Genomic DNA, 14,334 nt, shown 5'->3' with positions numbered 1-14,334 from the left:
CTTTAGTTTAACTTGCCGGGTAAGACACTCTGCCCGGTGACTTTAATATACTCGAATGAAGAAAATTTTACTGGTAGAAGACGACCCTAACCTCGGCATGTTATTACAGGATTACCTCCAGCTTAAAGGGAAATACGACGTCAGGTTGGCTCGTGATGGAGAAGAAGGCCTGACGGTGTTTCAGAAAGAGAGTTTCGACCTTTGCATCTTGGACGTGATGATGCCTAAAAAGGATGGATTTTCACTTGGAAAAGATATCAGGAAAAAAGATCCGCTGATACCAATCATATTTGCTACCGCTAAGGCCATGATCGAGGATAAATCAGAGGCTTTCACCCTCGGCGGAGACGACTATATCACGAAGCCCTTCCGCATTGAAGAGTTGCTTCTGCGCATCAACGCACTTTTGAAGCGGGTTGCCAACCAGAATAACGCGGCGAGCGAAAGTCCCGACAAGTTCGAAATAGGTAAATATCACTTCGACTATACACTACAGTCCATTAGGCATGAAGATGCCATTCAGAAGTTGTCTACAAAAGAAGCGGAATTGCTCAGGCTGCTTTGCTTGAAAAAGAATCAGGTACTGACACGGGAAGAAGCCCTGCTGAGTATCTGGCATGACGACAATTACTTCAACGGCCGCAGTATGGATGTATTCCTGAGCAAGCTCCGGAAATACCTGAAGGATGACCCTGCCGTGGAGATCCTGAATGTACATGGAAAGGGCTATAAGCTGATTGTAAATTGAACTTAGGAAATCTTCGTTTATAGATTTACCTTTAGCAATTATACATCCTTTCATGAAAGTACATTTTTCTTCGCTTCTTTATAGCACAACTATTCTTCTTGCACTGAGCAGTGCATGTTCTTCCACATCCAGCAACAACAGTCATTCGGCTCACCAGGATAGCAGCCCGGCAACGGCATCTGCTGTTCAGCAGGCAGACACCCTTGCTGCTGCAAAAGACTTCAGCAAGGAAAACTATACACCCAATGAGCTCGGGCGCGTGATGGTACTGGAGTATCACCTGATAGGTCACCCGGAAGACCGCTGGAGAAGGACTCCTGAAAACTTCAGGAAAGACCTTCAAATGCTATATGATAATGACTTTTACCCGGTATCTGTCCATGCTATCGCTTCGGGTGAGCTGGATGTTCCCGCAGGAAAGACTCCGTTTGCTTTAACATTCGACGACTCAAGTGCCGGACAGTTCCGCTACCTGCAGAAGAATGGGGAGCTGGTCATTGATCCCGAGTGTGCACTGGGGATCATGGAGGATTTTAAGAAAAAGCATAAAGACTTCCCGATCACTGCGACCTTCTATGTGTTGCCGGCTATCAAGCCAACACTACGACTCTTTGCACAGCCTGAATACAAAAAGCAAAAGTTGGAGTGGCTGCAAAAGAACGGCTATGAGATAGGCAACCATACCTGGTACCATGCACAGCTGTCTAAGCTCAGCGATGCAGAAGCGCAGAAACATCTGGCCATGTTCGTTAAGGAGATCAGAGAGTTTCTTCCTGAATATACGGTAAAGAGCCTGGCATTACCTTTGGGAATGCATGCAAAGAACCGTGCGCTTGAAGAAACGGGTGAGTTCGAAGGCTTGCGATATAAACACGAATCGGTAATGCTGGTCGGCTCAGCTACCTCTGTATCGCCCTACTCAAAGAAATTCAGCAGGCTTGGTATCCAGCGTGTTCAGGCCGGTGAGCATACCGAGAATCCGGAAACATTTATGAAGAGCCAGATCAAGCATAATACCCGTTTTGTAAGTGATGGCGATCCGAAAACCATTACTGCGCCAGAAACGTTAAAAGACGAGGTTAATCCTTCACTCAGCAAGCAATACCGCTTTAACTGGATAAAGGTACCGGCTGTTTAATAATCGTCTGAAACATTCTGCCTTTAACTGATTCTGATGAAAAAGATATTAACTGCCCTCCTGCTGACTCTCAGCTTTTACGCATCAGCACAGGTTGACACCTTGTCGATCACGCTGGAGAATGTCAGGTATGCCTATCCAGTACAGTTCCTCTCTTTGAAAACAGAGGGACAGGATATCCGCATGGCATACATGGATATCAAGCCGGCAAACCCTAATGGCAAGTCGGTGATGCTATTTCATGGAAAAAACTTTGCGGGCTATTACTGGACAAATGTTATCCAGGCACTTTCAAAGTCGGGATACCGGGTGATCGTACCCGACCAGATCGGCTTTGGTAAATCGTCCAAGCCTTTTATCCACTACAGCTTCCATCTGCTGGCCAGGTTCAACAAGCAATTGCTGGACACGCTGGGCATCAGGGAAACTGCGGTCCTGGGACATTCCATGGGAGGTATGCTGGCCACCCGCTTTGCGCTGATGTATCCGGAGAGCACGAGCAAGCTGCTGCTGGAAAATCCGATCGGACTGGAAGATTACCGGATGATCATTCCCTATCAGACTACAGAGGAGCAATACGCAACAGAGCTGAAGACCAGTGCTGAGAGCGTAAAGAAATACTATCGTTCGTCTTATTTCCCTGAGTGGAGGAGCGACTATGATTATCTGGTTGATATTGCAGCCGGAGTAACCAAAAGCGCGGATTTCCCGCGGTATGCGAAAGTATCTGCCTTAACCTTTACAATGATCTTTGAGCAGCCTATTGTACACGAGTTTTCTTCAGTGCGCGTGCCGACCGTCCTCTTTATAGGAACGGCAGACAAAACGATTGTTGGAAAGGGAACACTTTCGCCGGAAGACCAGAAAAAGTTTGGACAGTATGCTGTCTTGGGCAAGGAAACAGCGAAGAAGATAAAGGCCTCCAAGCTGATTGAGTTTGAAGGGGTGGGTCATATTCCTCATCTTCAGATCCCGGAAGCATTCATCAAAGCCCTTCTTACAAACTTATAACACATGCACACATCCAGCACTGCTATATACGCTGAACTGATTGACCAAACGGTTACCTTCGTGAAGGATTCATTGCAAACCGCCGAGAGCGGACACGACTGGTGGCATACCGAGCGAGTCTGGAAAAATGCCAGGCTACTGCTCAGAACTGAAGAAGCCGATCAACTGGTAGTGGAGCTAGCTGCCTTGCTGCACGATATAGCCGATTCGAAGTTCCACAACGGCGATGAAGAAATAGGGCCACAGACCGCACGGAATTTCCTGCAATCTATTGGAGCCGAGGAAAATGTCATATTCCACGTGGAACAGATCATCCGGAATATGTCATACAAATCAGGACTAGGGAACATCGCGTTCACTTCCAGAGAAATGGAGATTGTTCAGGATGCAGACCGGCTGGATGCTATAGGAGCAATCGGCATTGCGAGGACATTTACTTACGGAGGTTTCAAAAACCGGATCCTCTATGACCCTTCTATCGAACCGAAGCCTTCGCAAAGCAAGGAGGAGTATAAGAACAGTACGGCGCCGACAATCAACCATTTTTACGAAAAGCTGCTGCTGCTGAAAGACAAAATGAACACACCGGCAGCGCGGCGCATTGCGGCTCAAAGACATGAGTTCATGATGTGCTATCTTAAACAATTTTTTGCCGAGTGGCAGGGAGAAAAATAGTATTATTGCAATATGAAACTCAGGGTTTTAGTTCTTTTAAATGCGCTGGTGGTCGCTTTGGCTCTGGGTATTGTCAATTACTACTTTCAGCGAAGCTGGTACCACCTCAGCGTGACATTTGTCATGACGCTGGGCATCTGTTATGTAGTTTTCTACTACCTGATCGAGCGTTATGTGTATAGCAAGATCAAGTTAATCTATAAGCTAATCCACCATCTGAAACTGGGGCAGGAATTAAAGGATGCCCTTGGAGAGTATGTGACGGATGATCCGATCAATGATGTGGAGACAGAAGTGAAGGAATGGGCACGCGTCAAGAAGATCGAAATTGACGAGCTGAAAAAACAGGAACAGTTTCGGAAAGAGTTTCTGGGTAATATATCCCATGAGCTGAAAACCCCTCTCTTTGCTGTACAGGGCTATATCGAGGCGTTACAGGATGAAGGTCTGGAGGATACGGAGATGAACAGAGGCTTCCTGAATAAAGCATCAAAGAACATTGAACGCCTGAGTTTGCTCATCAAGGATATTGATGCGATATCGAAGCTGGAAACCGGAGAGATCCAGATCAACTACAAGAAGTTTGATCTTTCTGCGCTCATCAAGGAGGTGCTTGAGCAGATGGAGCTGAAGGCCCAGAAACATCATATTCACCTTGTATTTAAAGAAAAGTATAATTTCCCTACCTGGGTATCTGCCGACCGCGACAAGATCAACCAGGTGTTGATCAACCTGGTGAGCAATTCGATTAAGTACGGAAAAGCAGGAGGAACAACTAGTTTGAAAATATTTGAACTTCATGACCAGATGCTTGTTGAAGTTACAGATGACGGGATAGGGATTGAAGAGAAATATTTACCAAGAGTATTCGAGCGGTTCTTCAGAACGGATAAAAGCCGTTCCAGACAAATTGGAGGATCGGGTCTCGGGCTGGCTATTGTGAAGCATATCCTTGAGGCTCACCAGCAAACGATAACCGTCAGGAGTACTGAAGGACTTGGATCTACATTCGCGTTTACGGTTTCGAAGGCAAGGTGAAATTGTGACTGACTAACAAAAACTTAACATTAGGTTAACATACGATAAGTAATTTTGCACATATTTTGAAAATAGTCATATGTCATTAAATAGCATTATTCAGTACTTTGTTCCTAAAGACAGAAAGTTCTTTCCTTTGTTTGAGAAGGCTAGCCGGAATTTAATTTCCTTAGGGGAGGCTCTAAATGAGCTTGTTAACACAACGGATTTAGAAAAGAGGAAGGAACTCACCAAAAAGATCGAAGATCTTGAACATGTTGGAGATGACATCACGCACCTGATCTTTCTGGAAATGGGTAAGAATTTTATCACGCCCTTTGACCGTGAAGATATGCACGCTCTTGCTTCAGCACTTGATGATATCGCGGATTACATCCACGGATCAGCAGCAAGAATGCAGCTTTACAAAATTACAGACATCACCCCTCCTATTAAAAAACTGGCTGAACTCATCCTGCAAGGTTGTATAGATGTAAACAAGGCGGTTGAGGAGCTCAAAAATCTGAAGAACATCAGATTGATCACTGATTCATGTGTTCGCATCAACAGCATGGAGAATCAGGCTGACTATGTATTTGACCGTGCAGTTGCGGATCTTTTTGAACATGAAGAAGACGCTAAAACCATCATCAAATACAAAGAATTGTTTGCAGCGATGGAAACGGCTACTGACAAGTGTGAAGACGTTGCCAATGTCCTGGAAACGATTCTGGTTAAGAATGCTTAACTACTAAACAATACAAAATGGTTACTACCCTATTGGTAATTGTCATCATCATGGCAATTGCTTTTGATTATATCAACGGTTTTCACGACGCCGCGAACTCAATTGCTACTGTTGTGTCAACGAAGGTTTTATCACCTTTCCAGGCGGTTCTTTGGGCTGCTATCTTCAACTTCGCCGCGTACTTTTACTTTGATGACCATAAGGTTGCCAATACCGTTGCGAAAACTGTAGTTGAAAATTTCATCACGATTCACGTTATCCTTGCAGGTCTCATCGCGGCTATCGCCTGGAACCTCCTGACCTGGTATTACGGAATTCCTTCCAGTTCTTCACATACACTGATTGGCGGTTTTGCCGGAGCAGGCGTTACTTATGCCATGCTGAATGGCGCATCACCAGCAGACGCTTTGAACTTAGGTTACGTTTTCAAGATTATTTCCTTTATCGTGCTGGCACCTGTCATCGGTATGATTATATCTATTGTCATCACGCTGATCATCGTCAATCTCAGCAGATGGTCTAAGCCTGCGACTGCTGAGAAATGGTTTAAGGGACTGCAGCTTCTATCATCTGCGGCGTTGAGCTTCACGCACGGAGGAAATGATGCTCAGAAAGTAATGGGTATCATCTTCGTAGCCTTGGTTGCCAACAACGTGGTCAGCAGCTCAGATCCAATGCCTGAATGGATTCCGCTGGTATGTTACGGAGCGATCTCCCTGGGTACAATGAGCGGTGGCTGGAGGATTGTGAAGACCATGGGATCAAAGATCACTAAAGTAACTCCACTGGAAGGTGTTGCAGCAGAAACAGCAGGTGCGATCACCCTCGGAATTACAGAGCACTTCGCCATTCCTGTATCTACTACACACACCATCACCGGTTCAATCATCGGTGTGGGAGTTACCAAACGTATGTCGGCAGTCAGATGGGGAGTTACCATCAACCTGGTATGGGCTTGGGTATTAACTATACCCGTATCAGCCCTCCTTGCCAGCATCATTTATTTGATATTCGATTTATTCCTGTAGGCACTTAGTCGCCCAACATATTATCGATAGTTGTAAACGAGACCGAATGATAGTTCGGTCTCGCTTGTTTATAGACCTTTTTCGCCCAGCTCTTTCCTTCAGGTGTTTTAGCCATTTCTGTATAGAGCGGAATCTGGAACTTCCTTCTTCCCACACGAATCAGGAAGGCTTCGATCTGCGGATTAGCTGCCGTATAGTGATGGCGAATGGCATGGATAAACCAGGCGGCATTCAGCTCAGCGTTACCAGACTGTGTAAAGCCAAATTCAGCGTCGATTCTTTTCATATCAGATACACTCAGCTCCTGAGGCAGACGCTTAATAAAATAAAGCTGCTCGTTTGCTGACCGGATGTGAGATTTCAGGCCTTCAGGACGCACGTCCTTCTTCCAGCCGGCCAGTACTGAATCGATATAATGGAAATTAGCAGATCCTATTGCAGGCATACCGGCCGGTAGACCGGGTTCATAGATCCACTTTTTCAAATTAACCTTCGCGGCGAGCGTTTCATCACCTTTCAGCAGATTTGTATTCAGGTAAGCCACAAACTGCTCGGTTGTAAGTGACTTGAAGGCATGCTCAGTGAAGTATTTTTTAAGAAAAGCATCCATCTTTGTTCTTCCCACTGCCTCTTCAATTGTGCGGAGGAAAAAGTATCCTTTTTCGTAAGCGATGTCCGTCATTCCCTCATCCGGGTCGCGGCCTTTCAAGTCGAGATGCAAACGAGTATCGGGATGCGAGTGGCCGATATCTTCCAGCGTTTCTTTCAGTGCCTCATATCCGAGCACTTCCTGCATTTTCCCTTCCTCCTTACCATAGACATCTTCCACGATACGTCTTTCGAAGTAGACTGTAAAGCCTTCATTCAACCAGAAATCGTCCCATGTAGCGTTTGTGACCAGGTTTCCACTCCAGCTATGCGCCAGTTCATGGGCGATCAGGCTGACCAGAGAGCGATCTCCGGCAATGACGGTGGGTGTTACAAAAGTCAGCATGGGATTTTCCATACCTCCGAACGGGAAGCTGGGTGGCAGCACGATCACATCATATCTGCCCCATTGGTAAGGGCCATAAAGTTTTTCCGCTGCACTGACCATCTTTCCCATATCCGCGAACTCCCAGGCCGCAGCATCAAGAGATCCGGGTTCGGCATATACGCCTGTCCGCTCGTCGATCGCTTTGAATTCAAGATCGCCAGCAGCGAGGGCCATCAGATACGCAGGGATCTTCTTAGGTTGGGTGAAGCTATATACGCCAGAATCGTTCCTTGCAACTGGGTTCTCAGCACTCATGAGCGCCATCAGATTTTTCGGAACAGTTACATGGGCGTTGTAGGAAAAACGGATACCAGGAGAGTCCTGGCAAGGGATCCATGAACGCGCAAGAATCGCCTGGGATTGTGTGAACAGGAAAGGCTGCTTCTTTCCGGCTGTTTGCTGGGGACTAAGCCATTGAAGCGCAACAGCCTCGGGTGAGGTGGTGTACCAAACGGTCAGCTGGCGTGTATCTTTGTCGATCTTTACCTTCAGTGCCCTGCCAAGAAACTTATCTTCCGGACCGAGTTCAAATTCGGCATTACTGCTGGAATCGGATAAGCTCACCCTGCTAATCTCAAGACCTTTGGTATCGAGGATGATCGTATCAGCACCGGATGGGTTTTCAATTTCCCAGGTGGCTTTCCCCTCAATTACTTTTTGATCGAAATTGACCTGCAGGCTGAGGTTGAGATGGGTAACGAAAGCCTCATCCGGCCTGGAGAAGGAATGCACATCCGCACTGTGTTGAGCGACATCCGAAGAGGGTTTGTTTTGTTTACAGGAGGCCATGGCGGCACAACAAAGTAATAGTAAAAAGTACTTCATGAATAAATTAGTTTTTAAAATCAATCCGGACGCGAACAAGGTCGCTACTGCCGGTTTCGGGAACTATCCAGAGCGGACCTTCCTTCACCAGACGGATTGCTTCGGCGTTATATTGTTCATTGATGCCCTGTTCGATCCTGAATGCATCAGGCTTACCGTTGGGTTGAACCATAAAGATGAGTACGACGTTAACCGCGCCCTCCGCCGGTGTACTGAGCCGTTTATTTGCCCGAACATAAGCCTGAAAATCTTTCCAGCCTGTTACCGGCTGAATCGAGCTAAGGGGCTGTATCTTAGCATAGCTAGCTGAGCGGGCACTGGCTGTAAACACCTGTTGCTGACTATCCTTACGCTCAGTAGTCCGGCCATAAGCTGTGACCTGCACACTTTCAGGAGCACTTGTTACCGAAGCAATAGTGGCTTCAGCCGGAGAGGCTTCCCGGGACAATGAGGGTGTCGCCGCTGATAGCGAAGAGGCTGGCTCTGACTGAGGAGCGCGTTTGGCAGCAAGCACCTGACTCCAACGAGAAGGAGAAGCTTCCGGCGTAAGCGATTTTGCAGCAACTTTTACTTGTGTGGTCTGCTTTGGAACAGCTGCAAAAGTCTCAGTAGCAGCAGGTGCTATCCTGGTATCTGAAGGTTGTGTTTTTGTCTGATCTGCAGGAGCCTCTAAAGCATCGGGTGTGAGATTCACTTCCACTTTCTTCGGTCCGGCTGCTATTCTCGACTCTGTATTGGTGCCCTTCATCCAGAAAAGGATACTTGCCGACACGAAGAGAAGGCTGGCAGCAGCAGCGACGCTGACGCGCTGCCAGGTAAAGAAGAACAGATTCTTTTTTTCAGCATTCTCCGCTATCCGATCTTCCAGCTGGCGCTGCAGAAGACTTAGATGCGGTTGAGCGGAACCATCAAACGATGCATACCCTTCAAGCGCTTCCGCCAGGAAAGGATCCTCAAGAGCTTCTTTCTCGAGCTCATGCATCCTTCCGGGATCCAGGGTTCCATTCAGGTATTGCTGTATAAGATGATGTTGATGTTTATTAGCTTCTGTCATTCCTCTCCATACAAATTTTTAAATTCCTCTTACCGTTCTGGATATAGCTTTTCACTTTATTCATATCAAAACCGGTAATATCTGAGACCTCCTTGTAGCATTTCTGCTGAATATAGAACAAGTCTATCGCCTGTCGTTGTTCATCCGGCAGGCCCTCCATACACTTCTCCATAGCGCTTAATTGCTCCTCATTTGTACCGTCTATATCTAGATGCACTACTTCGGGTCTTTCCATATTTTCGACTTCCAGGGATACAAAAACATGTTTTGAACCGGAACGGAGAGCCATAAGACAATGGTTACGGGCTAATGTGTACAGCCAGCTTTTAAAGTTGCTCACCTCATGCTGTTTGAGCTTAGTGATCAGCTGTTCAAAGATCTGCATGACTGCATCTTTACTGAGATCCTCATCTTTTAAGTATTTCAGGCACAAGCCATAAACCAAAGGCATATAGTTACTGTACAGCTTTCCAAGAAGCTCAAGGTTGCCCGTACTCCGGTATCCTGAAAGCAGCTCTGCTTCTGAAACGTTTGAAAGACCAGGTTTATTTTTGATGAACTTCAATGGACAAATCTTTAATCAAGTATAGAAATTTTTTATTGATATCTATGGAAACCATGTTTCTGTTTCATCCTGACATAAACATTTAGTATGAAAAAGCTCCTCCTCCTGATTCCCCTTGTGACTCTGATCGTGTTTTCAGCATTTCGCGGCATTCCGTCTGTGAAGCTTGAGGGTACGGTAGTCAACGCTGTCGGCTTAACTCCATTAAAAGGGGTATATGTTTCGATAAAAAGTAAATCTATTGGAACCTATACAGACGAAAAAGGACATTATACCCTGCCAAAGCCTGAGGCTGGTGATTCGATTGAATTCAGTCTGACAGCTTATAACACAGTAAAGATCAGGTATTCAAACCAGAACGCGATGGATGTACGCTTAGAACAAAGTGTTGTGATCGTGGGATACGGGCGGATGAATAGTCCGAAGATGGAATCGTTAGCCGTAAGAGGATTATCCATTGTTTCTCCCGAACCGCCGCGGGTGAATACGGAGTCGTACGCATCCTTCGCGGAAAACAGGTTTGTAAATCCCCGGCACACCCCATTATCAACCTTTGGAGTCGATGTGGATGCTGCCTCCTACAGCAATGTAAGGCGCTTTATCAACCTGGGACAGCTGCCACCGGCAGATGCTGTCAGGGTTGAAGAGATGATCAACTATTTCCGATACGACTATGCGGAGCCGAAGGAGGCTGAGCCCTTCTCGGTAAGTACGGAGCTCAGTATATCACCCTGGAACCAACAGCACAAGCTCCTGAGGATCGGCCTGCAAGCGAAGCGAATAGACCTTTCAAAGCTTCCGGCATCTAATCTGGTGCTCCTCATAGATGTTTCAGGATCCATGAACGCCCATAATAAACTTCCTCTGGTAAAGTCATCCATGAAAATGCTCATCAACCAGCTGAGGCCCTCAGATAAGGTCAGCATTGTGACCTATGCAGGCGCGGCAACACTGGTTCTGAAACCCACCTCAGGAAAGAACAAAAAAGTGATTCTCGAGGCGGTAGATGAGCTGAGGGCGGGAGGATCGACAGCCGGAGAAGCGGGGATTAAACTTGCCTATGAGCTGGCGGCTTCCAACTTCATTTCCAGGGGGAACAACAGGGTAGTCATGGCGAGTGATGGCGATTTTAACACAGGGCAGGCCAGCGACGTGGCTATGCAGAAGCTGATCGAAGAAAAGAGAAAGAGCGGTATCTATCTCTCTGTATTGGGTTTTGGCATGGGGAACTACAAGGATAGCAAGATGGAGATCCTGGCCGACAAGGGCAATGGAAACTATGCCTACATCGACAATATCAGCGAAGGAAGAAAGGTGCTGGTGACCGAACTAGGTGGCACCTTGTTCACCGTCGCCAGTGACCTGAAGTTACAGGTGGAGTTTAATCCTTCAAAGGTGCAGGCCTACCGCCTTATTGGGTATGAGAACAGGATGCTCAATCAGGAGGATTTTAAAAATGATCTTAAAGATGCGGGAGATATGGGAGCCGGACATTCCGTTACGGCGTTATATGAGATCATTCCCGTGGGGGTCAGGAGCCAGTTCAGCGGGAACGTGGAGGATCTCAGGTATGCGGATAATGAAGGTGCCGCAGCCGGCCATCAAAGTGAGCTGGGGTATATCAGACTGCGGTACAAGGCACCGGGGAAAGACATTAGCAGCGCGTTCAGTCATACGATACAGGACAAGAGTGTTCCCATTGAAAAGGCAAGTAGTGATTTCAGGTTCTCCGCTGCCGTAGCCGGATATGGGATGTTACTGAAAAAGTCAGAATTCATTCCTGGCTATACTTTCGGCATGTCTGCTCAGTTGGCGTCGAGCGCACTGGACAAGGATGATGAGGGATTCAGATCAGAATTCGTACGTTTGGTGAAGGCTTCTTCTCTGCTGGCAGAGGATTTGCTTACACATACAGAAAATTGATCCATGAAAAGACACGTATTCGTTCTACTTTTAAGCTCTTCAGTTATATTGAGCAGTTGCGAAACATTAAATCAGACTGCGCAAGTACTAGGCCAGTCGCTCGGAAACCCTTCGAACGCAGAGATAGCCACTGGTCTGAAGGAGGCCCTTCAGTTAGGGACCAGCACAAGTGCAGAAAGGCTGCATGCAACTAATGGTTTCCTGGGCAATGCAGCAGTGAAGCTGTTGTTTCCACCGGAAGCTCAGAAAGTAGAAAAGACACTTCGGGGACTTGGGCTTAATCAATTATGCGACAACGTGATAACCAGCTTAAACAGAGCGGCAGAAGACGCAGCTATTGAAGCTAAGCCGATATTTATTTCTGCTATAAAGCAGATGACCATCAGTGACGCCACATCTATCCTGTTGGGTAAGCAAAACGACGCTGCTACACAGTATTTCCAACGAGTAACGAACGACCAGCTGAGCGCTAAATTCAGGCCAATCATTCAGAGCAGTCTCTCTAAGGTAGGCGCTACCAAACACTGGGGCGATGTGGTTACGCGCTACAACCAGATTCCTTTGGTATCGGATATCAACCCTGACCTTACCGCTTACGTTACGCAAAAAGCGATAGACGGACTTTTCCTGGAAATTGCACGCGAAGAACTAAAAATAAGACAGAATGTAGCATCAAGAAACAGCCTCCTGCTACAGAAGGTGTTTGGTTATGCCGACCGACAGAGATAAGAACGGAGGGGTCGTTACTTATTGAAAGCGGCGACCCATCTGTTCATTTTGCTTTCCAGAAGAGACAGCGGGAGAACACCGTCGCGGAGCAGCTCATCGTGGAATTCAGAGATCCGGAAATCACCCTTTAGCTCTTGTTCGCACATCTGGCGCAACTCCCGGATCTTCATCTGCCCTACTTTGTAAGAAAGTGCCTGGCCCGGAATAGCCATATATCGTTCAACCTCCGCAGTCGCGGCATCCTTGCTGATGGCTTCATTCTTCATCATATAGGCAATTGCCTCTTCCCTGCTCATGCCCTTCAAATGAATGGCTACATCTACGACCAGCCGGATTGCGCGATGCATTTCATCTCCGAGAGCTCCCATATATTGATAGGGATCGGTATATAGTCCCAGCTCTTTACCCAACGACTCGGTGTACAGAGCCCAGCCCTCCCCATACGCCCCATACCATGCAAAGCGCCGGAATGAAGGCAGACTGAGATTTTCCTGCTGCAGCGAGATCTGATAGTGATGGCCGGGAATGGCTTCATGAAGAAACAGCGACTCCATTCCTGAAGTAATATTGAATTTTGCGGGATCTGGCACAGGTACATAGAACACTCCTGGCCTGCTGCCATCAGCGGATCCGGGGACATATTCTGCACTTGCAGACGCTTCTCTGAAAGCTTCCGTCTGCCGGATTTCAAAAGGTGCGGCCGGCTTTGTACCAAATAACTGGTTTACATTCGGCTTCACTTTTTCATAGATCCCTCTGAAGGCGTTGATAACATCTTTCCCGGATTTGAATGGAGTAAACCTGGGAGAAGTTCTCATGAATGCAAAAAAGGCGGGGAGGTCTCCAATGAAGCCCACTTCATCCTTCACTCTTTCCATCTCGGTGCGGATACGCTCAACCTCCTTTAATCCCGTCTGGTAGATCTCTTCTGCTCCTGTCTCGGTGGTCGTATGGTACTTCACCAGAAACCCATACATGTCTTTACCTCCTGGAATGGCTGATAGGCCTGATGTCTTACGTGACTTTGGCAGATATTCTTTTTGGAGGAATACTGCTAGTTTACGATAGGATGGTATGATGTCATCCTGTATAGCACTAATATATTGTTGTGTGAGCTCCGTTTTCTGCTGTTCAGTGAAAGAGGCCGGGAATTTCTTGAGGGGTCCGTAAAAAAGGTTCTTTGTGGAATCTTCCACTAGCATGGACTCTAATTGGGGAATAACCTTCTTTACGAGGCTGGCCGGCAGCACAACACCGTTTTTGAGGCCCGTTCTGAAGTTTGTGATCGCAGAATCTGTCCATACATCGAAGGCTTTTACCCTGGATAGCCAGTTCTGGTAATCTTCTACTGTCTTGAATGGCTGATAGCTGTCGCCAGAACCCAGTTGGGCGATGGTAAGCGGCATTCCGGTAAATTGCTGAAAGGGCATCATCCAGTTGTTGTACTTCAGTCCCTCCAGCTGAGTATGGAGCTCATACGCGAGCACATCGTAACTAAGCTGGTCATTCGAAGAAAGAGAATCACGATTGATTTTGTTAAGCGAATCAAGAGTTGTGGAGTAGAACCTTTTAAGGGAATCACGGAATGAAGCGGTCTGATCGTTAGGCAGAAGAGCATTGAACCGATTGTCGCCTTGCTGCATGGCTTCTAGGGGGAAAAACCTCGAACGTTGCTCCCAATAGCGTGTAAACAACTCAGCAGCATTATTGTGAGAGGAGGAGTCAGTGCCTTTTGGTTTTTGAACACAAGAGAAGCATATCGTCAGAAGCAGCAAAAGGATCAGAAAGTTCGATTTCATAGGATTAATAATACGTATTTATATCTGCGTTTTCAATC

13 protein-coding genes are annotated in these 14,334 nt (G+C 47.0%); 9 read left to right on the top strand and 4 right to left on the bottom strand.

The window, feature by feature from the left end; genetic code table 11:
* The first annotated feature begins 55 nt into the window (after positions 1-55).
* From ACO1NU_RS10600 to ACO1NU_RS10570, 7 genes are all read left to right on the top strand, one after another.
* Positions 56-748, top strand: coding sequence for a response regulator transcription factor (locus ACO1NU_RS10600; RefSeq protein ID WP_448818448.1), 693 nt, complete (start codon positions 56-58; stop codon positions 746-748).
* 52 nt (positions 749-800) lie between these two features.
* On the top strand, positions 801-1,886 hold the full coding sequence (locus ACO1NU_RS10595; RefSeq protein WP_448818447.1) for a polysaccharide deacetylase family protein: 1,086 nt from the start codon (positions 801-803) through the stop codon (positions 1,884-1,886).
* A gap of 36 nt (positions 1,887-1,922) precedes the next feature.
* On the top strand, positions 1,923-2,897 hold the full coding sequence (locus ACO1NU_RS10590) for an alpha/beta fold hydrolase (protein WP_448818446.1): 975 nt from the start codon (positions 1,923-1,925) through the stop codon (positions 2,895-2,897).
* A 3-nt stretch (positions 2,898-2,900) separates the two neighbouring features.
* Positions 2,901-3,572, top strand: coding sequence for an HD domain-containing protein (locus ACO1NU_RS10585; RefSeq protein ID WP_448818445.1), 672 nt, complete (start codon positions 2,901-2,903; stop codon positions 3,570-3,572).
* A 12-nt stretch (positions 3,573-3,584) separates the two neighbouring features.
* Positions 3,585-4,610, top strand: coding sequence for a sensor histidine kinase (locus ACO1NU_RS10580; RefSeq protein WP_448818444.1), 1,026 nt, complete (start codon positions 3,585-3,587; stop codon positions 4,608-4,610).
* A gap of 79 nt (positions 4,611-4,689) precedes the next feature.
* Complete coding sequence (locus ACO1NU_RS10575; RefSeq protein ID WP_448818443.1) at positions 4,690-5,337, top strand: DUF47 domain-containing protein; 648 nt, start codon at positions 4,690-4,692, stop codon at positions 5,335-5,337.
* Positions 5,338-5,354: 17 nt separating this feature from the next.
* Positions 5,355-6,365, top strand: a complete 1,011-nt coding sequence (locus tag ACO1NU_RS10570; RefSeq protein ID WP_448818442.1) for an anion permease — start codon at positions 5,355-5,357, stop codon at positions 6,363-6,365.
* A 4-nt stretch (positions 6,366-6,369) separates the two neighbouring features.
* Here ACO1NU_RS10570 and ACO1NU_RS10565 read toward each other — a convergent pair whose 3' ends face one another.
* From ACO1NU_RS10565 to ACO1NU_RS10555, 3 genes are read right to left on the bottom strand one after another with little or no spacing between them, the layout of a single operon-like run.
* A complete protein-coding gene (locus ACO1NU_RS10565) occupies positions 6,370-8,226 on the bottom strand; it encodes a M1 family metallopeptidase (RefSeq protein ID WP_448818441.1) in 1,857 nt (618 codons plus the stop codon).
* Between the two features lie 7 nt (positions 8,227-8,233).
* The gene (locus tag ACO1NU_RS10560; RefSeq protein WP_448818440.1) at positions 8,234-9,280 is read right to left on the bottom strand and encodes a hypothetical protein; all 1,047 of its coding nucleotides are present in this window, start codon (positions 9,278-9,280) and stop codon (positions 8,234-8,236) included.
* Positions 9,267-9,845 carry an RNA polymerase sigma factor gene (locus tag ACO1NU_RS10555; protein WP_448818439.1) on the bottom strand — a complete coding sequence of 193 codons (579 nt, stop codon included), beginning with the start codon at positions 9,843-9,845 and terminating at the stop codon, positions 9,267-9,269. Before ACO1NU_RS10555 ends, ACO1NU_RS10560 begins: the two co-directional genes overlap by 14 nt.
* Before the next feature lie 87 nt (positions 9,846-9,932).
* Here ACO1NU_RS10555 and ACO1NU_RS10550 point away from each other — a divergent pair, with 87 nt between their 5' ends.
* Positions 9,933-11,768, top strand: a complete 1,836-nt coding sequence (locus ACO1NU_RS10550) for a YfbK domain-containing protein (RefSeq protein WP_448818438.1) — start codon at positions 9,933-9,935, stop codon at positions 11,766-11,768.
* A 3-nt stretch (positions 11,769-11,771) separates the two neighbouring features.
* Positions 11,772-12,497, top strand: a complete 726-nt coding sequence (locus ACO1NU_RS10545; protein WP_448818437.1) for a DUF4197 domain-containing protein — start codon at positions 11,772-11,774, stop codon at positions 12,495-12,497.
* 14 nt (positions 12,498-12,511) lie between these two features.
* Here ACO1NU_RS10545 and ACO1NU_RS10540 read toward each other — a convergent pair whose 3' ends face one another.
* The gene (locus ACO1NU_RS10540) at positions 12,512-14,296 is read right to left on the bottom strand and encodes a DUF885 domain-containing protein (protein ID WP_448818436.1); all 1,785 of its coding nucleotides are present in this window, start codon (positions 14,294-14,296) and stop codon (positions 12,512-12,514) included.
* Positions 14,297-14,334 lie beyond the last annotated feature (38 nt).

It is taken from the genome of Arcticibacter sp., assembly GCF_053551015.1.
The sequence above is the reverse complement of the archived record's forward strand: the minus strand, read 5'-3'. Positions and strand labels throughout refer to the sequence as shown.